The sequence below is a fragment of the Blastomonas sp. genome (assembly GCF_030373265.1).
Taxonomy (GTDB): domain Bacteria; phylum Pseudomonadota; class Alphaproteobacteria; order Sphingomonadales; family Sphingomonadaceae; genus Blastomonas.
The window spans coordinates 70,652-96,462 of record NZ_JAUCZC010000004.1; the positions used below are offsets into that span (position 1 = coordinate 70,652).

At 64.0% G+C, this 25,811-nt stretch carries 35 protein-coding genes; 21 read left to right on the forward strand and 14 right to left on the reverse strand.

What is annotated here, in order from left to right; genetic code table 11:
* Positions 1-87 precede the first annotated feature (87 nt).
* The 4 genes from QUV11_RS03505 to QUV11_RS03520 all read right to left on the reverse strand — a co-directional run bounded on the left by QUV11_RS03505 (position 88) and on the right by QUV11_RS03520 (position 3,636).
* The gene (locus QUV11_RS03505; protein ID WP_300880583.1) at positions 88-843 is read right to left on the reverse strand and encodes a hypothetical protein; all 756 of its coding nucleotides are present in this window, start codon (positions 841-843) and stop codon (positions 88-90) included.
* 167 nt (positions 844-1,010) lie between these two features.
* Complete coding sequence (locus QUV11_RS03510; protein ID WP_300880584.1) at positions 1,011-1,565, reverse strand: GNAT family N-acetyltransferase; 555 nt, start codon at positions 1,563-1,565, stop codon at positions 1,011-1,013.
* 157 nt (positions 1,566-1,722) lie between these two features.
* Entirely contained in the window at positions 1,723-2,205 is a 483-nt protein-coding gene (locus QUV11_RS03515; RefSeq protein ID WP_300880585.1) for a glycine zipper 2TM domain-containing protein, read from the reverse strand.
* A gap of 297 nt (positions 2,206-2,502) precedes the next feature.
* The gene (locus QUV11_RS03520) at positions 2,503-3,636 is read right to left on the reverse strand and encodes a zinc-binding dehydrogenase (RefSeq protein ID WP_300880586.1); all 1,134 of its coding nucleotides are present in this window, start codon (positions 3,634-3,636) and stop codon (positions 2,503-2,505) included.
* 97 nt (positions 3,637-3,733) lie between these two features.
* Here QUV11_RS03520 and QUV11_RS03525 point away from each other — a divergent pair, with 97 nt between their 5' ends.
* Positions 3,734-4,273, forward strand: a complete 540-nt coding sequence (locus QUV11_RS03525; protein WP_300880587.1) for a pseudouridine synthase — start codon at positions 3,734-3,736, stop codon at positions 4,271-4,273.
* Here QUV11_RS03525 and QUV11_RS03530 read toward each other — a convergent pair whose 3' ends face one another.
* The 3 genes from QUV11_RS03530 to pspF are packed head-to-tail and all read right to left on the reverse strand — an operon-like array spanning position 4,274 to position 7,353.
* Entirely contained in the window at positions 4,274-5,428 is a 1,155-nt protein-coding gene (locus tag QUV11_RS03530) for a cupin domain-containing protein (RefSeq protein ID WP_300880588.1), read from the reverse strand.
* A gap of 41 nt (positions 5,429-5,469) precedes the next feature.
* The gene (locus QUV11_RS03535) at positions 5,470-6,285 is read right to left on the reverse strand and encodes a hypothetical protein (RefSeq protein ID WP_300880589.1); all 816 of its coding nucleotides are present in this window, start codon (positions 6,283-6,285) and stop codon (positions 5,470-5,472) included.
* Positions 6,286-6,297: 12 nt separating this feature from the next.
* On the reverse strand, positions 6,298-7,353 hold the full coding sequence (gene pspF / locus QUV11_RS03540) for a phage shock protein operon transcriptional activator (RefSeq protein WP_300880590.1): 1,056 nt from the start codon (positions 7,351-7,353) through the stop codon (positions 6,298-6,300).
* Positions 7,354-7,515: 162 nt separating this feature from the next.
* Between pspF and QUV11_RS03545 the strand changes: the two genes are divergently transcribed.
* The 10 genes from QUV11_RS03545 to QUV11_RS03590 all read left to right on the forward strand — a co-directional run bounded on the left by QUV11_RS03545 (position 7,516) and on the right by QUV11_RS03590 (position 11,300).
* A complete protein-coding gene (locus tag QUV11_RS03545; protein WP_300880591.1) occupies positions 7,516-7,716 on the forward strand; it encodes a hypothetical protein in 201 nt (66 codons plus the stop codon).
* Positions 7,717-7,843: 127 nt separating this feature from the next.
* Positions 7,844-8,530, forward strand: coding sequence for a phage shock protein PspA (gene pspA, locus QUV11_RS03550; protein WP_300880592.1), 687 nt, complete (start codon positions 7,844-7,846; stop codon positions 8,528-8,530).
* 4 nt (positions 8,531-8,534) lie between these two features.
* Positions 8,535-8,834, forward strand: coding sequence for an envelope stress response membrane protein PspB (pspB, locus tag QUV11_RS03555; protein WP_300880593.1), 300 nt, complete (start codon positions 8,535-8,537; stop codon positions 8,832-8,834).
* Positions 8,831-9,238 carry an envelope stress response membrane protein PspC gene (gene pspC / locus QUV11_RS03560; protein WP_300880594.1) on the forward strand — a complete coding sequence of 136 codons (408 nt, stop codon included), beginning with the start codon at positions 8,831-8,833 and terminating at the stop codon, positions 9,236-9,238. The genes pspB and pspC overlap by 4 nt, the downstream gene beginning before the upstream one ends.
* A gap of 36 nt (positions 9,239-9,274) precedes the next feature.
* Positions 9,275-9,595: a hypothetical protein gene (locus QUV11_RS03565; RefSeq protein WP_300880595.1), complete on the forward strand. Its 321-nt coding sequence runs from the start codon at positions 9,275-9,277 to the stop codon at positions 9,593-9,595.
* A 38-nt stretch (positions 9,596-9,633) separates the two neighbouring features.
* Positions 9,634-9,918, forward strand: a complete 285-nt coding sequence (locus QUV11_RS03570) for a hypothetical protein (protein WP_300880713.1) — start codon at positions 9,634-9,636, stop codon at positions 9,916-9,918.
* A 51-nt stretch (positions 9,919-9,969) separates the two neighbouring features.
* Positions 9,970-10,230: a hypothetical protein gene (locus tag QUV11_RS03575; RefSeq protein WP_300880596.1), complete on the forward strand. Its 261-nt coding sequence runs from the start codon at positions 9,970-9,972 to the stop codon at positions 10,228-10,230.
* Between the two features lie 32 nt (positions 10,231-10,262).
* Positions 10,263-10,532, forward strand: coding sequence for a hypothetical protein (locus QUV11_RS03580; protein WP_300880597.1), 270 nt, complete (start codon positions 10,263-10,265; stop codon positions 10,530-10,532).
* Positions 10,533-10,583: 51 nt separating this feature from the next.
* Positions 10,584-10,826 (forward strand): hypothetical protein, encoded by a 243-nt coding sequence (locus QUV11_RS03585; RefSeq protein WP_300880598.1) that lies wholly within the window; start codon positions 10,584-10,586, stop codon positions 10,824-10,826.
* A 54-nt stretch (positions 10,827-10,880) separates the two neighbouring features.
* Entirely contained in the window at positions 10,881-11,300 is a 420-nt protein-coding gene (locus QUV11_RS03590; protein WP_300880599.1) for a SufE family protein, read from the forward strand.
* 89 nt (positions 11,301-11,389) lie between these two features.
* On the opposite strand, the gene QUV11_RS03595 is transcribed toward QUV11_RS03590, so the two are convergent.
* Complete coding sequence (locus QUV11_RS03595; protein WP_300880600.1) at positions 11,390-12,241, reverse strand: acyl carrier protein; 852 nt, start codon at positions 12,239-12,241, stop codon at positions 11,390-11,392.
* Positions 12,242-12,463: 222 nt separating this feature from the next.
* On the opposite strand from QUV11_RS03595, the gene QUV11_RS03600 reads away from it, so the two are divergent.
* From QUV11_RS03600 to queC, 4 genes are all read left to right on the forward strand, one after another.
* Entirely contained in the window at positions 12,464-13,723 is a 1,260-nt protein-coding gene (locus QUV11_RS03600; RefSeq protein ID WP_300880601.1) for a dicarboxylate/amino acid:cation symporter, read from the forward strand.
* Between the two features lie 63 nt (positions 13,724-13,786).
* Positions 13,787-14,686, forward strand: a complete 900-nt coding sequence (locus QUV11_RS03605; RefSeq protein ID WP_300880602.1) for an Hsp33 family molecular chaperone HslO — start codon at positions 13,787-13,789, stop codon at positions 14,684-14,686.
* A gap of 180 nt (positions 14,687-14,866) precedes the next feature.
* Entirely contained in the window at positions 14,867-15,283 is a 417-nt protein-coding gene (locus tag QUV11_RS03610; protein ID WP_300880603.1) for a hypothetical protein, read from the forward strand.
* A 176-nt stretch (positions 15,284-15,459) separates the two neighbouring features.
* The gene (gene queC, locus QUV11_RS03615; RefSeq protein WP_300880604.1) at positions 15,460-16,143 is read left to right on the forward strand and encodes a 7-cyano-7-deazaguanine synthase QueC; all 684 of its coding nucleotides are present in this window, start codon (positions 15,460-15,462) and stop codon (positions 16,141-16,143) included.
* 98 nt (positions 16,144-16,241) lie between these two features.
* Here the strand turns inward: queC and QUV11_RS03620 are convergent, their stop codons facing one another.
* Both QUV11_RS03620 and lipB read right to left on the reverse strand, forming a co-directional pair.
* Entirely contained in the window at positions 16,242-16,559 is a 318-nt protein-coding gene (locus tag QUV11_RS03620; protein WP_300880605.1) for a hypothetical protein, read from the reverse strand.
* Complete coding sequence (gene lipB / locus QUV11_RS03625; protein WP_300880606.1) at positions 16,559-17,266, reverse strand: lipoyl(octanoyl) transferase LipB; 708 nt, start codon at positions 17,264-17,266, stop codon at positions 16,559-16,561. The genes QUV11_RS03620 and lipB overlap by 1 nt, the downstream gene beginning before the upstream one ends.
* Positions 17,267-17,375: 109 nt before the next feature.
* Here lipB and QUV11_RS03630 point away from each other — a divergent pair, with 109 nt between their 5' ends.
* Complete coding sequence (locus QUV11_RS03630; RefSeq protein ID WP_300880607.1) at positions 17,376-18,137, forward strand: glycerophosphoryl diester phosphodiesterase membrane domain-containing protein; 762 nt, start codon at positions 17,376-17,378, stop codon at positions 18,135-18,137.
* Here the strand turns inward: QUV11_RS03630 and QUV11_RS03635 are convergent.
* From QUV11_RS03635 to QUV11_RS03650, 4 genes are all read right to left on the reverse strand, one after another.
* The gene (locus QUV11_RS03635; RefSeq protein WP_300880608.1) at positions 18,134-18,727 is read right to left on the reverse strand and encodes a GNAT family N-acetyltransferase; all 594 of its coding nucleotides are present in this window, start codon (positions 18,725-18,727) and stop codon (positions 18,134-18,136) included. The two genes, QUV11_RS03630 and QUV11_RS03635, sit on opposite strands and share 4 nt — an antisense overlap.
* A 151-nt stretch (positions 18,728-18,878) precedes the next feature.
* The gene (locus QUV11_RS03640; protein WP_300880609.1) at positions 18,879-19,571 is read right to left on the reverse strand and encodes a hypothetical protein; all 693 of its coding nucleotides are present in this window, start codon (positions 19,569-19,571) and stop codon (positions 18,879-18,881) included.
* 70 nt (positions 19,572-19,641) lie between these two features.
* Positions 19,642-20,043: a polymer-forming cytoskeletal protein gene (locus QUV11_RS03645; protein WP_300880610.1), complete on the reverse strand. Its 402-nt coding sequence runs from the start codon at positions 20,041-20,043 to the stop codon at positions 19,642-19,644.
* A gap of 28 nt (positions 20,044-20,071) precedes the next feature.
* On the reverse strand, positions 20,072-21,244 hold the full coding sequence (locus QUV11_RS03650) for a M23 family metallopeptidase (protein WP_300880611.1): 1,173 nt from the start codon (positions 21,242-21,244) through the stop codon (positions 20,072-20,074).
* A 285-nt stretch (positions 21,245-21,529) separates the two neighbouring features.
* Between QUV11_RS03650 and QUV11_RS03655 the strand changes: the two genes are divergently transcribed.
* The 5 genes from QUV11_RS03655 (at position 21,530) to QUV11_RS03675 (ending at position 25,779) form a co-directional block, all read left to right on the forward strand.
* On the forward strand, positions 21,530-22,798 hold the full coding sequence (locus tag QUV11_RS03655; protein ID WP_300880612.1) for a glutamate-5-semialdehyde dehydrogenase: 1,269 nt from the start codon (positions 21,530-21,532) through the stop codon (positions 22,796-22,798).
* 85 nt (positions 22,799-22,883) lie between these two features.
* The gene (locus tag QUV11_RS03660; protein WP_300880613.1) at positions 22,884-23,528 is read left to right on the forward strand and encodes a nicotinate-nucleotide adenylyltransferase; all 645 of its coding nucleotides are present in this window, start codon (positions 22,884-22,886) and stop codon (positions 23,526-23,528) included.
* Between the two features lie 241 nt (positions 23,529-23,769).
* Complete coding sequence (gene rsfS / locus QUV11_RS03665) at positions 23,770-24,084, forward strand: ribosome silencing factor (protein ID WP_300880714.1); 315 nt, start codon at positions 23,770-23,772, stop codon at positions 24,082-24,084.
* A gap of 51 nt (positions 24,085-24,135) precedes the next feature.
* A complete protein-coding gene (locus QUV11_RS03670) occupies positions 24,136-24,558 on the forward strand; it encodes a 23S rRNA (pseudouridine(1915)-N(3))-methyltransferase RlmH (RefSeq protein ID WP_300880614.1) in 423 nt (140 codons plus the stop codon).
* 3 nt (positions 24,559-24,561) lie between these two features.
* Positions 24,562-25,779 (forward strand): peptidoglycan DD-metalloendopeptidase family protein, encoded by a 1,218-nt coding sequence (locus tag QUV11_RS03675; protein WP_300880615.1) that lies wholly within the window; start codon positions 24,562-24,564, stop codon positions 25,777-25,779.
* Positions 25,780-25,811: the final 32 nt, after the last annotated feature.

The following is a 25,811-nucleotide window of genomic DNA, read 5'->3' on the forward strand; positions in this document are numbered from 1 at the left end:
TATGCGCCGAGGTCTAGAAGAAAGCGGGATTCCCGCGTGCGCGGGAATGACGCGAGGAGCGCAAAAGGTAGACTCTACCGAGCGAGATTACCGCCCGCCGTTGGCCACGATATCGACTTCGGTCCCGCCATTGGCCATCGGCTTGAGGAACAGCACGAAGGCCTGCTCACCCTTGGTGCCGCCCAAGACATGGTCGGCGCCGCGAAGCTCGTATTCGGCCGAATAGCCGCCGCGCCGCGCCTTGGTGTAATAGAAATCGACGACGTTCTTGAGCGCCGCCGGGGTGGTGAAATTGACAACGCGGATGTTGCACTGGCCCTTGTCGACGCCGGCAGCCTCCTTGACGTTGGCGCGCGGATAGACCGCGAAGTCGGCGGGCATGCGGTTGGCCCAGCCCATCGCGTAGTCGAGCTTGCCGGTGCATGCGCCGGTCTGCTGCGCCGCCTTGGCGCCAAGGGTGCTGCCCTGGTTGCAATCCTTGCACTCTTCAGCAGCGACCTTTTTGGGTTCGGGGGCCTTCATCAGGCCGCGCGGGCCGATCGCAGCGGCAGCGGCCTTCTGGACCGCAGCCAGCTGACCCTTGGGCACGCTCGCGGACGGCACCGATCCATCGCTGCCTTCGCCCAAAACAGCGTTGCGGTTGGACTTGTCGACCAGATCGGGATCGACCAGGATCTGGTCTTCCAGCGCGCCCTTCATCGCGGGGTCGGCCGCGTCCTCGAGCAAGGCGGCGTCCTCATTCTGCGCGGCCGTGTCATCGCCCCGCTGGCAGGCGACCAGCACCAGAGTGGCGGCGCCCAGCGCCAGCAGGTTGCGCGACATCGCGAAGGAACGAAGTGCCATGGCGGAAGTCCTCATCATCAAACAAATGCCAGTCCTTCTAGGACAAGGCTCTTAGCATTCTGTTAGCCATGCCCCTGTCAGCGCAAGACTGTCCCGGCAAAAGAGGGTTAATCCCGAGGCTTTCAGCCTTCCACCTGTCCCAAAGCGGGAATCGGCTGCAAGCCGTTTCAGTATCGGACAAATTTCTTGCGGTTTTCCTGCCACTGCGCCTTCGACTGGCCATAACAATCGACGGGATGATCCTGATACGGCTCGGGCAACCGGGTCGGGCCCTGGTTGACCGACCCCAATCGCTCCGCGAGCGCTATCGAAGCGGTATTTTCGGGATCGATGGTGTGGATGACATTGTCCCATCCGAGCAGATCGAACGCGTAATCGATCGTCGCGACGGCGGCTTCGAGCGCGTAACCCTTGCCTGCATGGCTGCGCAGCACGCCCCAGCCCACTTCTTCACCCGGCCAGCCATCGGGATACCACGGGCCGATCCGGCCGATCCACTCGCCGGTGTCGCGGGTGATCAGCGAGAACATGGCATAGCCCCGGATGTGCCACGCTCCCGCCATCGCACAGAGCCCGCGCCAAGCCACGGCGCGCGGCTGCACCCCGCCCAGATAGCGCATCGTCTCTTCGTCGGCGGAAAATTCGGCCCAGCCCTCGAAATCTTCAGGCCCCGGCGGGCGCAGGATGAGGCGTTGGGTCACCAGTATCGGTCCGTTGATCATGCCATTTGCTCCCGCGAGTTTTTTGCACGCCGGGGATAGGCAGCGCCGCGCCGCTTGGCAAGCTGTGCTCCCGAAACGCGAAACCCCTCCCCGCCTTGCAGCGGAGAGGGGTCTCCCCGTTCACCTCGCCCTGAAGAAGGGCGTGGGCGAAAGCTGGTTAGCGGCAGCTGTAGCCGTTGTTGCCACCGCGATCGATCGTCCGACCAAGCAGCGCACCACCGATGCCGCCGATGATTGCGCCGACGGTGCGGTCACCGCGTCCTGCAATCTCGTTGCCGGCCAAGGCGCCGACTGCGCCGCCGATCAGCAGACCGGTGGTGCCGTTGTCACGGCGGCAGTAGGTGCGGCCATCGTTACCGCGCCAGGACTGGCCGTTCCAGCCGCGCACCGGACGACGGTCGTAGCGATCGTTGTACTGGTTGTTGTAGCCGCGATTGCCGTAACGGTTGTTGTCATAGCCGCGACGCTGCCAGTCGTTGTCATAGCCACGGCGATACTGATGCGCGGTAGGCGCTTCATACGTCATGCCATAAGCAGCAGCGGCGCTGGGCGCGGAATGGGGCAACGGAGCCGCCATCGCGGGGGCTGCGGAAAGGGTGACTGCACCGGCAGCGGCAGCAGCAATAAGAAACTTCTTCATAATCTGTCTCCCTAGAGACCGGGCAGCGCTGATTCGCCATCCGTTGTGTTCATGTTTAAGGGAGCGAAGGTGAACGGATTGTGGAAGGGCCGTTCATCGAACAGCAGGGTTTGGTGAACGGCAGAGTTTCAATCGAATTGGCGTAGGAAGTTAAACAGAAGCCAGCTTCGTCACCCCCGCGAACGCGGGGGTCCCGCTTTCGAGCCGACGGCAGTGAAATAGCGGGATTCCCGCGTTCGCGGGAATGACGGGGCGGCGGACAGGGGAGGTCCCCCTGCCCGCCCGCACCCGAAACGCTTACTTCTGCGGGCAGATCAGGAACTTTTCGCCCGTAGACTTTGCATTGTACCGCGCGACGACATCGGCCTGCAGCGCCTGCACGAGCGACAGTTCGTCGGTGTAGTGGCTGGCAAAGGTGGTCTTCAGCTCGTCCGCCACCCGCGCGCGCAGGCGCTGGGCAACATCGCCGCCGGCCTTGGCGAGGAAGTTGGGGAGCAGCCAGCCGCCGACGCCCCACGCCATGCCATAGCCGCGGTTGAGCGTGGTCGCCGAGGTATCGAGCCCGCCGTAGAGATAGACCTGCTTGTGCTTGACCGATCCGTAGATGCTGTATGCCCCTGGCGTACGCGCCGCAGCCGCCTCCATTGCGCTGAGGATCGTCGAGGCGAGCGTGCCACCGCCGGTAGCATCAAACGCCAGCGTCGCGCCGGTGGCATGGATCGCATCGGTCAGCTCGGCCATGAAGTTGTCGCTGCTCGAATCGACGACATGTTTCGCGCCCATCCCGCGCAGCAGCTCGGCCTGTTCGGGCTTGCGGACGATGTTGACCAGCTCGACCCCATCGGCCTGACAGATGCGGTTGAGCATCTGTCCGAGGTTCGACGCAGCAGCAGTGTGGACCAAAGCGGTATGGTCTTCCATTCGCATCGTCTCGACCATCGACAAGGCGGTCAGCGGGTTGACGAAGCACGAAGCGCCATCGCGCGCGGTGTGGCCTTCCTTGAGCGGCAGGCACATCATCGCAGGCGCCAGACGGTACTGCGCATACATGCCGCCGCCCATCACCGCGACGACCTTGCCCATCAGGCTCTGCGCATAGTCACCCGACCCGGCGGCAACGACCGTGCCCGCACCTTCGTTACCGACCGAAAGCGGCTGGCCGACCCGTGCCTTCATCACGCCCATGCCCTGCGGCGTGACGGGAGCGGTCAGTTTGGTGTGCGCGCCGCTGCCCGATGACGTCGCCTTGGCCATGCTCGCCCAGCCGAACATCACGCCCTGGTCGGACGGATTGATCGGGGTCGCCTCGACGCGGATCACCACTTCGTCGGGACCGGGAACGGGCATGGGCTTTTCGACCAGCTCCATGGTCAGTTCGCCTTCGGCGCTGACGGTGGAGATCATCTGCAGATAGCTTTGGGGAAGGGTCATGATTTCAAGCCTCTCGATTATGATTGGTGTGCGATGCCCCCATGTGCCAAGCCTTGGACAACATTGCCACCCATTCACCGCAGAAAGTCGCTTACCCGTGTCCCGGCTCATCCTGTTCAACAAACCTTATGGCGTCATCTGCCAGTTCAGCAGGGATGGTGACCGGCCGACACTGGCGGACTTTATCGACGTTCCCGGCGTGTACCCGGCAGGACGGCTCGATCATGACAGCGAAGGGCTGGTGCTGCTCACCGCCGATGGCCGGTTGCAGGCGCGCATCGCCGACCCGAAGTTCAAGATGGCCAAGACCTACTCGGTGCAGGTCGAAGGCACCATTACCGACGAGGCGCTTGCGGCGTTGCGCAAGGGGGTACAGCTCAAGGATGGGGTGACCCGCCCCGCCGAAGCCGACCGCATAGATGACCCGGAGCTATGGCCGCGCGATCCACCGGTGCGCTTCCGCAAGACCGTCACCGACGGCTGGATCAGTCTGACGATCCGCGAGGGCCGCAACCGCCAGGTCCGGCGGATGACCGCCGCGGTGGGCTTTCCGACCTTGCGGCTGGTGCGTCAGGCGGTGGGGCCGTGGTCGATCGAGGGACTGCCACCGGGCCACTGGCGCGCGGTGGACGTCTGATCAGGCGTCCTCGTCCTCGTCGAGGAATGCCAGGCTGCCCATGTTGCACAGCTCCAGCAGCAGTTCGCACGCCGCATCGCTCATGACTTCGACCGTGAGGCTGTCGTTGGCGCAGATCGCCTCGGCGATCGCCGAGGTGTCTTTGCTGCACTCGAAGGTCTCGCCGTCGACGAACAGCACCAGCGTATCGCCACCCTCGCGCACAAAGGCAAACCGGCTCGCGGGGTTACGCTGCAACTCCAGCCCCTGCCCGATGGCGTCGCGGATATCGTCCAGGCCCAGCGGCTCTTCTGGACGCCAGTCGATGTCGGCATATTTGCGTGTGCTGCTGAAGGCGCCGAACCAGCGCGCAAACCGCTGCCGGTCGCCCAGCGCCTCGATCATCATCGCGCGCAACTGTTCTAGCGCCTCCGCACCGATCTCGCCGGGGTTGGCCTGAACCGCTAGCCCAGGGTCGGAATACCGGTCGTCGTCGCTCATGTCCTCGAGCAAATGATCGCTCCAGTCGCCGATCAGTTCGGCACGCGAAGGCGCGCGAAAGCCGATCGACAATGTCATGCAATCATCCCCCATAGCGATGCCGTTGTGCGAAATGCCGGGCGGAACATAGAGCATGTCGCCGGGCTCGAGCACGAACTCCTCGGTCCCGACAAAATCACGCAGCAGCTTGAGGTCGCCATGCGGCAGCAACGGGCTGGTCTCGTTGCACGCCGCGCCGATCTGCCAGCGCCGCCGCCCCTGCCCCTGGATCAGGAAAACGTCATACTGGTCGAAATGCGGCCCGACCCCCCCGCCGTCGCTCGCAAAGCTGACCATCACGTCATCAATCCGCCAGTTGGGCACGAAGCGGAACTGCGCCAGCAATGCCGCAACCTCGGGCACATGATGATCGACCGCCTGCACCAGCAGCGTCCACGGCGTCGCTCCCAGCGAAGCAAAGCGATCTTCGGCCAGCGGCCCATGCTCGACCGCCCATCCTGCATCGACCGTCTGCTCGATCAGCCGCGACTCCACCTGCGGCTCGCAGGCCAGCCCGGCGAGCTCGTCGGCCTCGACCGGGCACGCCCAGTCATCCCACGGATTGCGGATCAGCAGCGGCTTGCGCTGCCAATGGGTGGCGAGGAACTGCGCGGGATCAAAATGGGCAAGCTTCATCCGCGTCCCTTTTCAGCCGATCGCCGCCGCGTCCAGCCCTTTCAGCTGCGTGTCTGCGGATCGGGCTGTTCGACATATTCCAGCCTGCCCTTGTGCGCGGTCCACATGTCCTTGCTCTGAAAGATGATCGCCAGTGGGAACGGCACCGTCCGACTGAGAAAGGCATGGATTTCCGTGGGCTGGTCGTCCAGCAGATGGTTCATGACGAATGCTGCCGCGCCCTTTTTCGGCGGGGGTATCGTCAGGCAGCTGTTGGTGAACTTGCGGTGGCTCGAAAGCTGGTTATCGCTGTCGAAATCGAAACGGTAATGGCCCCCCGCCGAGACATATCCGGTCCTTATCTGCGGCGTCATGACATAGACGGAAACCTTGCCGCTTGAATCCGGCGGCAGCACGACGGTATTGGGCCGGACGTTAGCACACAGACCCAGTTGGTTGGACGCAGCATATTCCAGCGCAGTCTCGCGCGCGGCGATCATGCGCATCGCTGTGGCGGACAGCGGGCTGCCGTTATCCGCGGTCAGACGCACGACCGAATTGTCGGTGCCCATGCTATAGGATCGAAACGCAACCAGTCCACTGGCCGAGGTGGCGTAATAGATCGCGCGCAGCCGTCCGTCAGGATCGGGCACCACGATATAGCCGCGCAGCGACGGGTTGGCCGACACATCGACATCTTTCAGGAATGCATCGGTGCTGTGCCAGGCGGCCTGATCATAGGCATAGATCTGCGCGCCCCTGTCTTCGGCCAGCTTCGCGGCGTCGATGCTGGACTGGCTCGGCATTGCAAGCACCGCAGCGGGCATGCAGGCAAGGCTGGCAGAGATAATAGCAGTCCTGAAAAGCAGCCTCAACATCCGAAAACCTCCCTAACCCAGCAGATCGTGCTTCTTCAGGCAGTGGCGCAATTGGTCGTAACTCAGGCCGAGGGCCTTGGCGGTTTGGCGCTGGTTGTAGCGGTGGCGGGCGAGCGCGGCCTGGAGGATGCGTTTTTCGTGTGCGTCGACCGCGCCGCGCAGATCGTCCACCGCATCGAAATTGAGCGTCTGGTCGAGCGTTGCGCGCACGCCCGAATCCGCCAGCGCGGCATCGATCACCTCGTCGCACGGGGATGCGGCTGCGGCGGCAGGGCGTTTCGACGGCTGCGGCTTCCACGGCGATTCGAACGGGTCGAAGACGATATGATCCACCGCGCGGTCAGGGTCGTCCCAGCGATAGACAGCGCGTTCGACGACGTTGCGCAGTTCGCGGACATTGCCCGGCCAGCTGTGCCGCTTCATCGCCTCGGTCGCCATCGCGCCGAAGCCGGGCCAGTCTGCCCAGTCGAGCTCGGCGGCCATGCGCCGCCCGAAGAAATCGGCGAGCACCATCACATCGCCCTCGCGCACCCGCAAGGGAGGCAGCGTCACCACCTCGAACGACAGCCGGTCGAGAAGATCGGCGCGGAAGCGGCCCTGGTCGACCAGTTCGGGCAGATGTTCATTGGTCGCCGCGACGATGCGGACATCGACCTTGATCGCGCGCGACGATCCGATGCGGGTGATCTCGCCATATTCGACCGCGCGCAGCAGCCGCTCCTGCGCAGCCGAACTCAAGGTCGCCAGCTCATCGAGGAACAAGGTGCCGCCATCGGCCTCCTCGAACCGCCCCTGCCGCGCGCGCGTCGCGCCGGTGAAGGCGCCTGCCTCGTGGCCGAACAGCTCGGCCTCGATCAGCGTCTCGGGAAGCGCCGCGCAGTTCAAGGTGATCAGGGGCCCATCCCATCGCGAGGACAGGCGGTGGAGGCGCTCGGCGATCAGCTCCTTGCCGGTGCCGCGCTCGCCGATGACCAGCACCGGGCGGTTGAGCATGGCCGCGCGGCTGGCGCGTTCAACCGCGTCCAGAAACGCGCCGGATTCCCCGATGAACTGACTGCCCCGTTCCATGCACCAAGAGATAGTGCAGAATCCCAACCTATGGCAATCCTAACCAACAGCTCCGCCGCCAGAATTTCGCAAAACCCTGTTTTTTCGATGTTTTTTGAATTGGCACGCACCCTGCAATGCTTCTGACAACACCGACACACAGCGGTAAAAGGGAGAAAGCCAGTGCGTTACGCGAACCAGACCAACGATCAGACGACGCAGGAAGACAGTGTCTTCAAGTCCACTCTGGTCACCACGGTCGCAGCGCTGATGCTGGTCACCACGCTGTTTGTCACCGCCTTCGCCAGCATCGAGGCAGCCGCCTCGCCCGCCCGTCACGGGCTCGATGCCGGCAAAATGGTTTCCGTCCGGTATCTTGCCTGACGGATTTGGCCGGGACGCTTACCCCCCCTTGCCCCGTCCCGGCCAATCTCTTTTATTCACCCGGCAAAAGGGGGTATGTTGGATCCTGATCAGATCGACTGACCTTTAGAAGAACGGAGTTTTCGCCATGGGTATTTTCTCTCGAACCCGCGACATCATCGCCGCCAATGTTACCGAGCTGCTCGACAAGGCCGAAGACCCGGCGAAGATGATCCGCATGATCATCCTCGAGATGGAGGAAACCCTGGTCGAAGTCCGCGCCTCGGCTGCGCGCACCATCGCCGACCAGAAGGAAATGAAGCGCCATGTGAGCAAGCTGGAACAGCTGCAGGCCGACTGGACCGACAAGGCCGAACTCGCCTTGTCCAAGGACCGCGAAGACCTCGCCCGCGCCGCTTTGCTCGAGAAGAAGAAAGCCGCCGATATGGCCGACCAGCTCAATGTCGAAATCAACGTGCTCGATGACGCATTGCGCGCCTCGGAGCAGGACATCGCCAAGCTGCAGGCCAAACTGCGTGAAGCCCGGATGCGCCAGAACAACATCATGAGCCGTCTGGAAAGCGCCGAGAACCGCGTCAAGCTGCGCACGATGTACAATGGCGACAAGGTCCGCGAAGCGTTCAGCCGCTTCGACCTGCTCGAGCGCCGCGTCGATATGGCCGAAGGCCGCGCCGATGCGCTGGGCATGGCCGAAGACGAACGCAAGGTTCTGGGCCAGCGCAACCTCGACGACGAGTTCGCTGCTCTGGCGGGCTCCGACAAGGTCGACGAAGAGCTTGAGGCGATGAAACGCGCCTTGAAGAAGGAGGGCTGATCCGATGGATTGGGGAAGCGAAATCATCGTCATTCCGGCGATCTTCCTGGGCCTGCCCTGGATCATCTTTCACTACATTACCAAATGGAAGACGTCGGCAACGCTCACCAGCTCGGATGAAAACCTGCTGGAAGAGCTGCACGCCATGGCGCGCCGCCTCGACGACCGCATGGATACCGTCGAGCGGATCATTTCCTCCGACAATCCCGACTGGCGCCCGGCGCGGCTGACCAGCTCGGATGACCAGGACGATTACGGCCTGGAACAGGTTGAGCGCCTGATGAAGGAAAGGGCAAGAAAATGAGCCGGCTGGACAAATACGGGTACGAAACCTCTGCACCGCGCAAGACCAAGTTCTATCGCAACAAGCAGAATGGCAAGTTCATGGGCGTGTGCGCAGGCGTCGCCGATTACACCGGGATCGATGTCGTGTGGATCCGTGTCGCGGCCATCCTGCTGACGCTGATGACGGGTTGGGCGCTGATTGGCTATTTCGCGATGGGCTTCCTCGCCGAAAAGAAGCCGGCGCATCTGTACACCGACGATCAGGACCAGAAGTTCTGGCAGGGTGTGCGCCAGTCGCCGACCCGCACCGCCCGCGACGTCAAGGCCCGGTTCCGCGAGATCGACCGCCGCCTGGCCGATGTCGAGCTGTTCTATACCGCCAAGAACACGCGGCTGGCCGACGAGATCGAAAGCCTGCGCTGACAGGCGCAGCGTTCAACAAGGGTTTAGGAGAGCATCATGAGCTGGGGTGGACCAGGGTTTGTAATCGCGATTGTCATGCTGTCGATGAGCGCATGGGTGTTCACCACCTGGATCCGCGCCAAGCATGGCTATCCGCTCGAAGATCAGTGGACCGGCAAAGTCATTGAACGAACCGATCCCGACGCTGATCGAAAAATATCGCTGCTCACCAACGAAAACGAGCAGTTAACCGGAAAGATCGGACGGTTGGAAGAAAGGATCGCGGTGCTCGAACGCATTGCCACCGACGCCAACAGTTCTAGCAGCCGCCTCGCCGACGAAATCGAGCGCCTGAGAGTACAGAAGGACCGCGCATAATGGAGAAGCTGGCAATCATCGAAGCGCTCGCCCCGGTAATGGCAGGCGGCATAATGATGATCACGATCGGCTGGGTTATGAACACCTGGCTGCGGATCAAGAACGGATATCCGCTCGAAAGCAGCTGGGGTAAGGCCATCTATCCCAAGACCGACCTGGAATCGGTCGAGCGGATCAAGCTGCTGAGCCAGGAAAACGCGCAGCTGCGCGCCGAACTGGGATCGATCAAGGATCGCCTGGGCAATGTCGAGCGCATCGTCACCGATGACGCGCACCGACTGACCCACGAAATCGAGGCGCTTCGCGACAAGCGCGCGAATTGATGGGGCGCGACAGGCGGGCCCACTGACACACCGACTACTGGGGTAAACGGCATGCTCGACTTCAATTTCCTCTTCGCACTGATCCCGATCGCACCGTTCGCACTGGGCGGCCTTGCGATCTGGACCACCCACAAGCGCAAGGTGCTGAAGCTCGAACTCGAAATTGCCAAGGCCCGTGCATTGGAACGTCCACCGGTGAACGACAAGCTCGAGCAGCGCGTCCGCACGCTGGAACGCATCATCACCGATGGCCGCGGCCGCGATGACCTGGCTCAGCAGATCGAGGATCTGCGAGAGAAGCAGCCGGGCTGAGACACTGAAGTCAGATTGAGGGAAAAGGCGTCATGAATCCGTTTGAAATGGTGATCGGTATCGTCCTGATCGTGATGATCGGAAATGTTCTGAAGGCTCGCTACAAGGCCAAGCACGGTATCCTGGAAGACGAGGACGGCAACGAGCGGCTGGCCCAGCGTGCCGACACCGGGGAGGCCGTTCGCCTTCGCGAAGACGTCCGCGCCCTCAAGGAGCGGGTGCAGGTGCTCGAGCGGGTGATCACCGATCAGCGCCAGACCAGCGATCTCAGCCTCGAAATCGAGAAATTGCGCGACCGCTGAGGCGGCGCATGAACCTTCAACCGGGCGGCGGGGGCCGTAAAGGGTAACATCATGGAAAGCGCCTATCTCTATCTGACGATAGCCACATCGGCCTTGCTGGCCATTGCCCTGGTCTCATCCACCGCATTGCGCGGCTGGCGTGACTGGCTGGCGTTCAAGCGCCACGAAATGGAAACGCACAGCCACTCGATCAACGATGGCGGATCGCCGTCGACCCATTCGCGGATCGAGATCGCCGACCTCAAGGAACGCATCCGCAAGCTCGAGGCGATCGCCGCCGGGGTGGAGCTGTAACAATCGCGCACGCGGCGGGGTGACTTTGCTCCGCCGCGACCCTATCTGCGCCCCATGACAACTCCCACGCCAAAGCTGGCCGATCTGGCCGAAGAATATGAATTCCTCGACGCCGATGACCGCTACCGGCTGATCATCGATCTGGGCCGCACGCTCGATCCGATGCCCGACGCGCTCAAGACCGATGCCACGCTGGTCCGCGGCTGCTCGGCCTCGGTCTGGGTCTACCCCACCCGCACCGACGACGGCGACCTGCACTTCCTTGCCGACAGCAACGCCGCGATCACCAAGGGCATCATCGCTTTGGTGCTGCTGAGCGTTCAGGACAAGGCGCCTGCCGACGTGGCGAACGCGGATATCGAGGGCGCGCTTGGCCCGTTCGACCTGAAGAACCAGCTGTCGTCGAACCGCACGCAAGGCATCCCCAACATGATCGCACTGATCCGCGAGACGGCGGGGCGGTATACGGGTTAGACTGTAAGGTCATTTTCCGGAGACGGGCGGCTGCGTTCGGGCGGTGTTATGCGATGGCCGGATGGCTAAAATTGGGTGGTTTGCGGACTTCAGGCAGCGCGGGCTTCGTCGAGACTTTTTTTGTGCAGGTAAGTCTCGGGCGAAATGCCAGCCGGCTCAAGCTTTCCATGCTCCGCCGAGAGAGAGGTGAGGATTGACCAACGATCTGCTGGTCTTCCGCCGAGCTCCTTCAGCAGCTTTGAGTTGAGCGGGACCGCACGATTGACGAGATCACCGAGCGTTTGGATTCCCTTTGGAAAACGGCTTGGATCACGCCACACCAGAATGAGTGCAATCATCGCTACACAGGCCGAAGCGCCAGCAAATCCCCAATGTGCATTGAATGAGGCGACAACAGTCAGAACAATCCCAGCAAGCAACAAGACTGCGCCGATGGCACCGAGCCCGGTAAGTGTGTGTAAAGGCAAACGAAGCCCCGTTCGCTTCGAAAGTCCATCCATTAGTTTGCTTGGGCTAGGTGCCAAAAGGGCAAGAGGGGTGCTTGGCGTTATCGACCGTTTGTCGTCGGGCCGAAGCGCCCTTCGCAGTCGATAGAAGACCATGGATGACCCGCATAGACCTTCCTGATCGTCCCATTCAGCGGTGTGAGCGCAAATCAGATCGTAGACATCGCCTACGGTGCAGCAGCGTTCTGCCTCTTCATCTTGTATCTTGAACCCGAAAGTGGCTTCGAGTTCTTCGATCAGGTCGATTGCGCCCCATTCGGGGTCAAGGTCCAACGTGTCCGCCATGAGTAAAATATGGAGCGGATCAATGTGGCGCGCAACGACCGTTTTGGGGTCGTTTTCTGAAACGTGGATTTTTTCCAGCGGAGGGGCAAAGCTGCCATCGCCCGCTGACCCTGAGGCTGTCGAAGGCCTCGCGCCAAGGGTTGCCAACAAGCGCCACCGTTTTCCGGCGAACTCCGGAATCCAGGGCGACGGCAGGGCCACCCGGCTGCTGGACTCCGGGGTTCGCTGGAGAGCGCGGGGGACTATACTGTCGTTGTTTACGCGCGGCCTTCGGCAAGATCAGCCTCCACGCAGTGCGCAAGTCACCAACCTTATTTCATTTCTATCCACAAGGGGGTGAACCATCGGCCCGCCCGTGTATTGATGCTCGACATGAAAAAATTGGCAGCGACCTGGTTCGGCATCCCCCTGTGGCAGCGCATATTGGCTGCGCTCGCGCTTGGCGCGCTGACCGGCTGGCTGATGGGCCCGGCCGCCGCGCAGCTGCAGTGGATCGGCGATCTGTTCATCCGCATGATACGCATGCTGATAGTGCCCTTGGTGTTCGTGACGCTGGTCTCGGGCGTGGCGTCGATGGCCGCCCCCGCCAAACTGGGCGCGATCGGGCTCAAGGCGATGGCGCTTTATATGGGTACGACGTTCGTTGCGATCCTGTTCGGGCTGGCGGGCGCGCTGATCCTCCAGCCCGGGCGCGGCGTGACGCTCGATGCGGGGGCGACATCCGAGGCGCTGCCCGCACCGATGCCGCTGGGCGAACGGCTGATGGCGATCGTGCCCGAAAACGTCTTCGCAGCCTTTGCCGCAGGCGACATCCTCGCGATCATCTTCTTTGGCGTGCTGCTGGGCGCGGGGCTGCTGATGGCGGGCGAGGCCGCCAAGCCGCTCACCCGACTGTTCGCCGCCGGATCCGAGGCCATGCTCAAGGTCACCCATATCGTGATGGAGGTCGCACCGATCGGGGTGTTCGCCTTGGTCGCATCGGTAATGGGCAGCGAGGGCGTATCGACCTTCGTCACCGTGTTTGCGCTGGTGCTGGTGATCTATCTCGGCGGCGCTGCGCACATGATCGTGGTGCATGGCGGGATGGTTCGCTTCTTCGCGGGCCGCTCGCCACTGGCCTTCTTCTCGGTCGCCCGCGCGCCGCAATTGCTGGCCTTTTCGACCAGCTCGAGCGCGGCCACGCTGCCATTGACGCTGACCGCCGCCGAAGAGGGCATGCGCATTCGTCCGGCGGTCGCATCCTCGGTGATTCCGCTGGGCGCGACGATCAACATGGATGGCACCGCGCTCTATGTGGCAGCGGTGGCGGTGTTCGCCGCACAGATCTTCGGCGTGCCGCTCACCATCGGCGACTATGCGACAATCGCGCTTACCACGGTGCTGGTCTCGATCGGAACGGCCTCGGTGCCGTCGGCATCGTTGTTCCTGATGGCCGCGGTGCTCGACGTCATCGGCATCACCCCCGATCAGACCGCACTCGTGATCGGTTTCCTGCTGCCGTTCGATCGCATTCTCGATATGTGGCGCACGGTGATCAACGTCACCGGCGATCTTGCGGTGGCGACCAGCGTCGCGGCGATGGAAGGCGAATTGGACGACGAACCGGGGGCCGTGGGCGCGCAGCCGGTGTGATTGCATAGGCCAGCTGTGCCGCCGGGTTTGACGCGCACCCTCCCGCACACCATATAGCGGCGCATGACCTCACCCTTCGAAGCCCTGCCCGTCCATTTCACCCTACCTGCCCGCGATGCGCGCGGCCGTTTCGTGCGGCTCGACAGCGTGCTGCGCGAGATCCTCGCGGCGCATGATTACCCGACCTGCATCAAGCTGGTGCTGGCCGAGGCGATCACGCTGGCCGCGCTGATCGGATCGCTGATGAAGCAGGATGGCGGCCAGGTGACCATCCAGGCGCAGACCGAGGGCGGCATCGTCGAACTGCTGGTGGTCGATTATCGCGGCGGCGAACTGCGCGGGCATGTGCGGTTCGATGCCGAACGGCTGGCCCGGCTGGGCGCCAACCCGTCGCTGTTCGCGCTGTTCGGCAAGGGATACCTTGCGATGACCTTCGATCAGAGCTTCGGCAAGGGCCGCTATCAGGGCATCGTGCCGCTCGACGGGGATTCGCTGTCGCAGGCGTGCGAGAGCTATTTCACCCAGTCCGAACAGGTGCCGACGATGATCCGCATCGCGATCGAGAGCGACGCCACCGGCTGCCGTAGCGCGGGCTATCTGGTTCAGCACCTGCCCGAGGGCGAAGAGGGCCGCGAGCGGCTGCACGTGCGGCTCGACCATCCCGAGTGGGAGCATGTCTCGATCCTGTCGAGCACGCTCACCCATTCCGAGCTGCTCGATCCTGCGGTCGACGGCCGCGACCTGCTGTGGCGGCTGTTCCACGAGGAGGACGAAGTGGGCGGCGAGGATGGCGTGGTGCTGGTCAAAGGGTGCCGCTGCAATCTCGACCATATCCGCGATGTCATCGGCCGCTTTCCGCCCGACGAACAGGCCGAGATGGTCGGCGACACCGGCACCATCGTGGTCGATTGCGCGTTCTGCTCGCGCGCCTTCCACATCGATCCACCAGCGGCGGCGCGCTAGGCGATCTGCTGGCGCTGTCCGATTTCGGGCCGCAAACCCGCCACAATTACCGGGTGATTTGGCCATCATTTGCGGGTAATAGCCAAACATTGCCTGGGGCAAGAAACCTGTATCGGGTCGCACACTCATGACTGTTCCTGTTGCCGATTGGCGCGGGAACCAACGATAGGGTTACACCAGATGACGATTTTTTCCCTTCGCTGGAAAGGCTTGGCCGTTATTGCGGCAACGGCTGGGCTCGCCTGCGTCCCCGCACCGGCCCAGGGCCCCGAGCTTGCGATGCTCAACAAGGTCCAGCCGGGATTGTGGAAGCTGCAGGAACGCGGCAGCGCGGATACGGCGAACAAATTGTGCGTGCGCGACCCGCGCAAGCTGCTCCAGCTTCGCCACAAGGACGTCCAGTGCAACCGCTTCGTCGTTTCTGACAGCCCGTACGAGGTCACTGTGACCTATCGCTGCCCCAGCGGCGGATCGGGCCGCACCACGATCAAATATGAAGGCCGCGGCCTGATCCAGATCGATTCCCAGGGTATTGCCCAGAACTCGCCATTCGCCTTCGCGATGGAGGGCCGGTACGCAGGCACGTGCATCGACTGACCCCGCGTGCACGATGCACGCTTTTTTAACCGCAATGCAGATAAGGTCATCCGGTGCCGGACTCGGTACGCTTTCCTCCATTCAGGTCTCAATGACCTCACTGGGCCGCCGGACAAGTCCGCGCGGCCCGTTTTTTTGATTTGCCCGCGGTGCCGGCGCGCAATATGCGCGGTCCTATGACCCAGCCCCAGAAAACCGCTGTCGTCCTGCTCTCGGGTGGGCTTGATTCCATGGTGTCGGCCGCGCGCGCGATCGAGCAGGGCTTTGCCGTTGCTGCGCTCACCATCGATTACAACCAGCGCCACCGGGTCGAGATCGAGGCGGCACGGACCATCGCAGCGCATATCGGCGCGGTGCGGCACATCGTGCTGCCGCTCGACCTGCGCCAGTTCGGCGGGTCGGCGCTGACCGACGATATCGACGTGCCCAAGACCGGGGTCGGCGATGACATCCCGGTGACCTACGTGCCCGCGCGCAACCTCATCTTCCTGTCGTTGACGTTGGGCTGGGCCGAGGCGCTGGGGGCGCGCGACATCTTCATCGGGGTCAATGCGCTCGACTATTCGGGATATCCCGATTGCCGGCCAGAATTCATCCAGGGCTTCGAGCGGCTGGCCGATCTTGCCACCAAGGCGGGCGATCAGGGCGAGCCGTTCACCATCCACGCGCCGCTGCAGTTTCTGGGCAAGGCGGAGATCGCCGCCGAGGCCGCGCGGCTGGGGCTCGATCCGGGCATGAGCTGGTCATGCTATGACCCCACGCCCGAAGGCAAGGCCTGCGGCCTGTGCGACAGTTGCCGGCTGCGCAAACAAGGGTTTGCCGATGCCGGGCTTGTCGATCCGACGGTGTACGCGCGTTAAGCCGTCATTCCCGCGAACGCGGGAACCCCGCCTTGGTCGAACCGTCAGCGAAGAAGCGGCCCCCCCCGCCTTCGCGGGGGTGACGGTCAGCGCGACGGTTACTCCGCAATCGAACCCTCGAGCGCAGGCTCGGCCGGAGCGGGCGCGGGCGCGGCCTGAGGCGCATCGTCCGATGCCTCGGGGGCGGCGGGCGCTGCAGGCCCGCTCACTCCGGGCACAGGCGGCAGATCGGCAGGGTCGGCCAGCGGCGCATCATTGGGCAACATGTCCAGATTGGGCAGCTCGTCGCTGATCGTCCCCTCGGGCGCCCTGCCCTGCGCTACCCCGGCACCATCGGCAGCCTTTTTCTCGCACGCGCCCAGCGTCAGCGCCGCTGCCGCGAGCGATGTCGCCAGAATGTTTCGCTTCAATCTCATCATGATGTCTCCTGTGCCGCGACGCCTTGGCACGTCCCGCCCAGCGCCGCAAGAAAGCGCGGGGCGTGCGCCGCCAGCGCCGTGTCGAGATCGGCCATGGTCGCGGTGATTCCCAGATCGGCCAGGCTGGTGACCGGATATTCGGCGATCCCGCAGGGCACGATACCACCGAAATGCGACAGGTCGGGGCTCACATTGACCGCAAAGCCGTGCATCGTCACCCAGCGGCGCACCCGCACGCCGATTGCGCCGATCTTCGCCTCGCGGCCTGCCGGTGTATCGGTCCAGATGCCGATACGGCCTTCGGCGCGGCGCGCAGAGACGCCCATATCGCCCAATGCGGCGATCACCCAGTCCTCCAGCGCGTGGACGAAGCAGCGCACATCCCTGCCGCGCTGGCGCAGATCGAGCAGGACATAGCCCACCCGCTGGCCTGGACCGTGATAGGTGTACCGACCGCCACGCCCGGTATCATAGACCGGAAACTGCTGGCTGAGCAGTTCGGCAGGGTCGGCGCTGGTGCCGCCGGTATACAGCGGCGGATGCTCGACCAGCCAGATCAGTTCGCTTGCCTCGCTTGCCTCGATCTGGCGGTTGCGGTCTTCCATCGCGGCGAGCGCCTGCGGATAGGCCAGCAGCCCAGGCTCTATCCGCCACTCGGGGATCGCGCCACCGCTTGCCTGTGCTGTCGTATCTCTCGCTGCCATACTGCCCTTGCCTTCCAGCCGGTGGCGGATCGCCAAATGCCTTGCGCCCCGTGCCTGTGCCGTTTAGCGCAGCGCTTTAATCGCTTTAGGCAGTGAGGCCAATCCCGCCATGACCCGCAAGCTTGATCTTTCCGCCTGCTGGAACGACGTGATGCACCTGTTCCGGGCCAACCGCGACCTGCTGCTCGGTGTCGCCGGGGTGTTCATCCTGCTGCCGGGTCTCGCCTTCGCGTTTTTCGTTCCGCCGCCCGTGACCGCGCCTGAAGCGACGCTGGAGACCATCTATCAGGGTATGCAGCAGTTCTACACGAGCAACATCGTCTGGATCGTGCTGATCGGTCTTGCCAGCGGGTTTGCCAGCGTGGTGATGCTGGTGCTGATCCTCGATCGCAGCCAGCCTTCGGTGAGCGAGGCCATGCGGCGGGGACTGTCGATCCTGCTGCCCTATTACGCGATGGGAATCCTGAGCGGGGTGATGGTGTTCCTGGGCTCGCTCGCCTTTGTGCTTCCCGGGATCTATCTGTTCATCAAGCTGGCGGTGGCAGGCCCCGCCATGGTGGCCGAGCGCAATTACAACGTTCTTGCCGCTTTACGGCGATCCTGGGCGCTGACCAAAGGCAATAGCGGTCGCATCCTGCTGTTTCTGGTCGTCGTCGCGGTAACGGCGTTCTTCGTCTACCTGACCACGGTCACCATTGTCGGTCTGGTGATCCGTCTGGCGGTCGAGGAGTCGCTCGCGACAACATTGACGACCCTGGTCGATTCAGTGCTCAGCATGTTCATCACCGTGCTGATGGTGTGCATCTATGCCGCGCTTTACCGACAGTTGGCCGGCCCCGCCGCCGATGAGGTGGCCGAGACCTTCAGCTAAGGCTCGATCAGCGGCACATGCGGCGCGGCTTCGCGCGGGATGAGGCCGGTTAGCCGGGGGTCATCGAGCATCTCGATCTCGCGCGCGATCGGCACGAAGCCCTGGGCGACATAGAACCCCGGCGCGCGCGGATCGTCGAGCGTGCAGGTGTGCACCCACACCCGCTCAACCCCGGCGCGCCACGCGAGTGACAGCGCCTGCGCCATCATCCAGCCACCAAAGCCTTGGCCGGTCAGCTGCGGGATCAGACCGAAGAAGGCAATCTCGCAGGCCCCGGCCTCACGAAAATCGAGCTCGAGCAGGCCCACCTCGATCCCCTGCGGATCCAGCACCGCGAAGATCTCGACTGCAGGATCGTGGATGATCGCGGTCAGCGCGTCGTCCGTCATCGCCAGCCGCGAAAACCACAGCCACGGCTCCCCCACCCGGCGATACAGCAACCGATACTTCTCGGTCGCCGGGGTTGGCCAGCGCTTCAGCCTGAGCGGCACCGGCTTGAGCGGACGCGATCGCGGCCGCTCGGCCATCTCGAGATGGGTGACGATGGTCGCCAGCTTGCCAGGCGCGACGGGCGTGAACTGCGATGTCATGGCACGGCTCTGGCGACATTGGGATTGGCTTGCCAACATCCGCCAGCATGAGACCCGGTCGGGACATGCCGCCGCCCGCAGGACGCGCCTGTCGCAAGGGCATCGCGGCCGAACCCGACGCGCGGCCGAGGCGATTGCCGACGCGGCGTGATCAGCGGAAGACGCAGTTCACGCCCGACCACAAATTGGTGACCTTGGCCGTTCCGCTCGTTCCATCCAGGATGCCCGAAAGGCCGGCGGTGTTGAACTCGGTGCCCAGCGTGGTCTGTTCGATCTTGGCGTCATAGACTTCGAGCAACTGCGCGCGGGTCGATCCGATGCCGATCCCGCTGATCGTGGTCAGCCGCGCAGGTGGCTCGCCCTTCGCCGCAGCTTTTGCAGGCGGCGATGGCGCGCCGCGTTCATCCAGCGCCCAGCCGGCAAACAGGCCATCGAGCGAATACAGTGTCAGCCCGTCGTTCCAGCTGAGATACGCCATTGGACCTGCGCCGCATTCGGTGTTGCGACCGGCCTTGGCCGGGCCCTTCAATCTCTCGGCCACCAGTTTCAACTGCGCCTCGTCGATGCCGAAGGCCAGCGGGCGGGTGGCCCCGCTTTTTGGGTCGACCAGCCGCAGGCCTTCGCCATCCAGGCTGATCACTGGCGGATGCGCCGAAGCCGAGGCCGTCGTTTCTGCAGTCGCTTCGCCGGGAACGGCGATAGCCGGATGTCCCGGAGGCAGCTCAATTCCCTGATGCGGGTCGCCTTCAACCGCAGCCTGTTGCTGTGGCTCGGCCTGACAGGCAGCAAGCAAGGTCGCGGCCAGCAGCGGCAGCACGAAGAGGGTCTGGCGGTGATGTGTCATGGCCCGGATGAATACGCGGACCCGGCGTTTTGGCATAGCGGCTTTTTGCTGCAATGCCGGTTTGGCGCGGTCAGTTGGAGAGCAGCAACGCCGGACGGTCCTCGCTGCCGGCAGCGCCGCTGGCAAGAACGGGTGTCGTCACGTGGCCGCCCTTGCTCTTGTGACGGAACTGGCCATCGACATGGCCGCCCTGTTCGATGGTGATCGTCTCGTAACTGACATCGCCGGTTACATGCGCGCTGGCGGTGATCACCAGTTCGCGCGCATCGACCGAACCGTTGACCGTGCCCGCAAGGCGAGCGGTTTCGGCGGTGATCGCACCGTGGATCGCGCTCGCTTCGCCCTGGACCAGCGAGGCGCAGGCGATGTCGCCTTCCACCCGGCCATCGATATGCAGGTCGACCTTGGCGGATATGTTGCCGGTGATCACCACATCGGCACCGATCACGGAAAAGGTGGAACTGCCGACCATGCTGGATCCTGACCTGGCTGCGCGAGCGTTAGCGGGCGGAGTCGTCGGTCCGCTGTTCGGCGACGGCTTGGATCTTGAGAACATCACGGTTGGCCTCCAGAAACGGACGAGGGTTCATGGCGCGATCATTGTGGCGCACCTCGAAGTGCAGGTGGGTTCCGGTCGAACGGCCGGTGCTGCCCATGCCGCCGAGACGCTCGCCCTTGCCGACTCGCTGGCCGGCGCGAACGCCAAGCGAGGACAGGTGAGCATAGCGCGTGACAAGGCCGTTGCCATGGGCAACTTCGACGGACTTGCCATAACCATTCTTGATCCCGGCAAAGACGACCTTGCCCTGCGCAGCCGCCAGAATGGCCGAACCGTGCGCACCCTTGAAGTCGATGCCGCTGTGCAGTGCCGCAGCGCCGGTGAACGGGTCGCGACGATAGCCATAGCCGCTGGTGATGGCCGGTGCGAGCGCGGGCGCGCCCGACGGGATGGCGACCAAGCCGCGCTCGAGCGCGTCCATGCGCGCCAGCGTCTTGCCCAATGTGGTAAAGCGCGGATCAAGCCGAACGTTGCGCGAGCCTTTGAACGGAATGAACGGACCACCCTGCGCGGATGCGCTGGCGCGGGCCACGCTGTCCGGGTTGAGCCCGAAATTGCGGATGGCCTGCTCGGCCTTGCTGGCGCGAAGCAGTGCCGACTTGGTGAGTTGCTCGACAAAAGCGATCTGCCGCGCCTCCATCCTGGCCAGGCCTGCAGCCTCAGGCACCAGCGCGCTGATCTTGGTGGCGGTCTTGGCGGCCTCGTCGCTACCGGCCTTCAACGCAGTGTCGCCTACGACAGCGCTTGCATCCTCGGTCGCGGCTTGCTCGCCGATATAGCTGGTCACGATATCTTCCAGAAACGCCTGGCGCTTTTCAAGATCAGCAGCGACATCGTTCACCGACGACCGATACGCCGCAACCCGGCTGGCAGAGCTTTCCACCTGCGCCTGCTGGCGGACCAGAGCCATACGTTCGGCCGAAATGCTGTACTGGCTGATCACCATCGTCAGCGTTACCAGCAGCCACAGCAGTATGGCTGCCATCACTCCACCAGCGATGGTCATCTGAAGACGGCCAGAAACCTTTACGAATTTTATTTGTCCCTGCGACCGCATAAAAAATTCGCGGTCAGGGAACCAAAGCGCAAGCGTGTCCGTAACACGCTTGCGCATTCCTGAAATGTGCACGACCCGTTTGACCCTAAAGTTAACCCCGAAGCGCGGCTAGCAAAGCGGATCGTGATAAGCGAATCGAGTCCGCCGGGATTGCCACGAGTCGGACGAGTCGTGCGATGAGCCGCGTTTTATCGTGATTTTTTTGCAATTATCGTGGGTGGCGGCGCTAGAAAACCCGCCTGCAATCGGTTGCGAGTCCGTTTTTTCCTATCCTGGGTTGATGTCGAGTCGTTGCTTGGAACGTCGGCGTGCCGCTGATACAGGCGAGCGATGGCCACCAATATGAGCTCACCGTCTGATCCAACCGCCGCAGCGCTGATCGAGCTATGCTGTCGCAGGGCGCGCAGCAGCGCTCAAAGCGTCCGCCGCATGAACGGCCAGGCCAAGGCCGCCGCCCTGCATGCTGCTGCCGACGCGTTGCGCGCGGATGCCGATACGATCCTTGCTGCCAACACCCTTGACTGCGATGCCGGTGCGGCACGCGGGCTCTCTTCGGCCATGCTGGACCGGCTGCGCCTCGATCCCGCTCGTCTTGGCGCGATTGCCGATAGCGTCGACGCAGTCGCCGACCTGCCCGATCCTGTCGGCGAGGAAATCGACCGTCGGATCGCCCCCGCCGGGATGGTTCTGCGCCGGGTCCGTGTGCCAATCGGCGTCATCGGCATCATCTACGAAAGCCGCCCGAATGTAACGATCGATGCGGCCGCGCTGTGCGTGCGGTCGGGCAATGCGGTGATCCTGCGCGGCGGAAGCGAAGCGGTGCACAGCAACCGCGCGCTGCATTCCAGCTTCACGCGCGGACTTGCCAGGGCCGGAATGGATGCAGACGCTGTGCAATTGGTGCCGACCCAGGACCGCGACGCCGTGGGTGCCATGCTGGCCGCGAGCGGCGGGATCGACCTCATCATCCCGCGTGGCGGCAAGTCACTGGTCGCGCGCGTGCAGGCCGACGCACGGGTTCCCGTGCTCGCGCATCTCGACGGCATTTGCCACAGTTTCGTCCACGCCGCCGCCAACCCGGATATGGCGCGCGCGATCGTCGTCAACGCCAAGCTGCGCCGCACCGGCATCTGCGGGGCGATGGAAACGCTGCTGATCGACCGCGACTATCCCGATTCCGCCACCCTTCTGGCTGCACTGGTCGATGGCGGCTGCGAAGTCCGCGGCGACGACATGGTGCTGGAACTAGAGCCGCGGGCGGTCTCGGTCAGTGACGAGGACTGGGACACCGAATATCTCGATGCGATTGTCTCGGTTGCATTAGTTGCGGGACTGGACGGCGCGCTAGCCCATATCGCCGCGCACAGCTCGGGGCATACCGACGCAATCATCACCGATGATCCGGCAGCGGCGGCGCGGTTCCAGACCGAGGTCGATAGCGCAATCGTCATGGTCAATGCTTCCAGCCAGTTTGCCGACGGCGGCGAATTCGGCCTCGGCGCGGAGATCGGCATCGCCACCGGACGGCTGCACGCGCGCGGGCCGGTCGCGCTGGAAGGGCTGACCACCTACAAATGGCTGGTCGAGGGTACAGGCCAGGTCCGTACGTGATCGCTACTCGCCTGCGCGACGTCCACATTGGCCACCTGCAGCCATTGCGAAGGCACCACGCGCGCCAGAACCGGGGCATCGACGCATGAACGGCCGCCCCGTTCGCACCGGCCTGCTCGGCGGATCGTTCAATCCCGCACACCGCGGCCACCGCGCGATCAGCCTGTTCGCGATGGAGGCGCTGGGGCTGGATGAAATCTGGTGGATGGTGAGCCCGGGCAATCCGCTGAAGGCAAACGCTGCCGACATGGCGAGCCTCAAGGCACGGTTGGCATCGGCCCGAAGGATAGCCCGCCGCAGCCGGATTCGCGCGACGGCCATCGAGTCGAATCTCGGAACCCGCTATACGGTGGATACACTCTCCAAACTGCGCAGACGGTACGCCAAACGCGACTTCGTTTGGATCATGGGCGCCGACAATCTCGCCAATTTCCACCATTGGCACCGGTGGCGCGATATAGCGCGGCAAATGCCGATTGCAGTCATCGCCCGCCCGGGATATGATGGGAGTGCCATTTCGGCCCCCGCAATGGCCTGGTTCGGGCATCGTGTCCGTCCCCGGGACCAGGCAAGTGACTGGACACGATGGAGTATGCCGGCACTCGTGCTGCTGCGCTTTCGTCCCGATCCGCGATCTGCAACCGCTTTGCGCAGGAGTGATCCTGACTGGTTTCTGGATCACGCCGACGCGCCGGTGCGGGATGCAGTGACCCGGCAGGTTCTGGTGTGACAAGACCGGGCGGACCTTCATCGATCCCAACCTGGGATATGTTTTCAACCCTTCAACCTGTGCCATTCTCGCGGCCGCCATGTCGGCGCCGGACCCATTATCAAGCGTATTTTCGCAAGGAGCTCAATTGACCAATCTTTCTTCCACCCCGTCCGGCACCCCTCCGACCAGAGCTGCCGGACCGGCCCCGAGGACCGCAGAGACCCAGCTCGCCGAGGCCACCGAACTGCACGCGCTGGTGATGCAGTCGCTCGACGATGATCAGGCCCAGGAAGTGGTCTCGATCCCGCTGGCGGGCAAGAGCAACATCGCCGACTTCATGGTCATTGCATCGGGCCGGTCGACGCGGCAGGTCGCCTCGATGGCGCAAAAGCTCGCTGAGCGGATCAAGCAGTCCGGCGGCACGGCGCGGATCGAGGGACTGACCAACGCCGATTGGGTGCTGATCGATGCCGGCGACGTCATCGTCCACCTGTTCCGTCCCGAAGTCCGCACGTTCTACAATCTTGAGCGCATGTGGGCCTTTGGCGACGCACCCGAGACGCCGAACGCCTGATCGGGCGTTTCCGTGACCGGCTGCTGGCCCATCCAGGCAGGATGACCGACTATGCGCCTGCATATCATCGCGCGCGGGAAGATCGGCCGGTCACCCGAGGCCGAGCTGGTGCAGCGCTATGTCAAGCGCATCCAGTGGCCGCTGGCGATCACCGAACTGCCCGACCGGGGCGGCACAGTCCCGGCGCAACCGCTCGGCGGCCGCACGGTGATGCTCGATGAAACCGGGCGGCATCTGGGCTCAATGGAATTCGCGCAGGTGCTCGATCGCTGGCGCGGCGAAGGCGTGCGCGAGGCACGGTTCCTGATCGGCGCGGCCGACGGCTTTGACGAGACCGAACGGGCCGGTGCGGATTTGCTGGTCGCATTCGGCAAGGCGACCTGGCCGCATCTGCTGGCCCGCGCCATGCTCGCCGAACAGCTCTACCGCGCCACCAGCATTCTGGCTGGTCACCCCTATCACCGCGAGGGTTGAGCGATGCATCGACGCGGGCTGGCACTGGCGTTGGTGGTGGGGGGCCTGGTCGCATTGCCGTTGCCGGGAAGCGCGGCCCCTGCCCCGGGATCGGGCGGTATTGACCGGCTCGAACAGGAACGCGCGGCCCTGGCCCGATCGCTGGCCGACGCCAAAGCCGCCGCACGCCGCAGCCTTCAGCTCGAACAGCAGGCTGCCAATGCCACCGAGGCCGCCGACCGCGCGCGGCGCGAAGCGCGAGCGCTCGCATCGCGGGTGCAGGAGGCCGAAGCCGACATCGCCGCCGCCGAAGCGCGGGTGACAATTGTCGCAACGTTGCAACGTGCCCAGAAAGCCCGGCTCGCCAGACGCCAGCAGCCCCTGGTGCGCCTCACTGCCGCGCTGCAGTCGCTGGCCCGGCGCCCGACCCTGTTGGCGCTGGTCCAGCCCGGATCGATCGACGATATGGTCCGCGTCCGCGCCGTGCTGGCAACCACCCTGCCGCGGGTCGAGGCAGAAACCGCCTTGCTGCGCCAGGACATAGAGCGCTCGGCCGATCTGGCCGCGCAAGCAACACGCGCCGCACGGTTGCAGCGCGAAGGTGCAATAGAGCTTGCCGAACGCCGCGCCGCGTTGGCCAGGCTTGAGACCCAATCGCGCACCCGGTCTCGTCAACTGGCGAGCACCTCGCGGCTGGAAGAGGAGCGCGCGCTGGGCCTGGGCGAGCGCGCACGCGATCTCAATGCGCTGGTCAGCGATATCGAGGCTAGCGGGTCACTGCGTGAAAGACTGGCTGCGCTGGATGGCCCGGTGCTCCGGCCACCACGCCCGCAGCAATCGCAGGTTGTCGAAAACGCGCCGCTGAGAGCCGGCAACGCCCGTCCCGCCTATCGCCTGCCGGTGATGGGCGCGGTGGTGGCTGGCTTCGGCGAGGTTGCCTCGAGCGGTGTCCGCTCACGCGGATTGACGATCGCCGCGCGCCCGGGAGCGCAGCTGATCGCGCCTGCCGATGGCCGTATCGGCTTTGCCGGCCGATACCGCGGCTTCGGACGGATCGTGATCATCGAGCATGTCGGCGGCTGGACCAGCCTGATCACCGGCATGGACCGCACCGCGCTCAAGGTCGGAGAACGGGTCGCGCAGGGAGACCCCATCGGCCGTGCCGGGGACAGTCGCCCCCGGATCACGGTGGAATTGCGGCGCAACGGGCGACCAATCGACATCGCGGCGCTGATAGCCTGAATCGGCCGGGTTCACCTGCCAGAAAGGTCCGG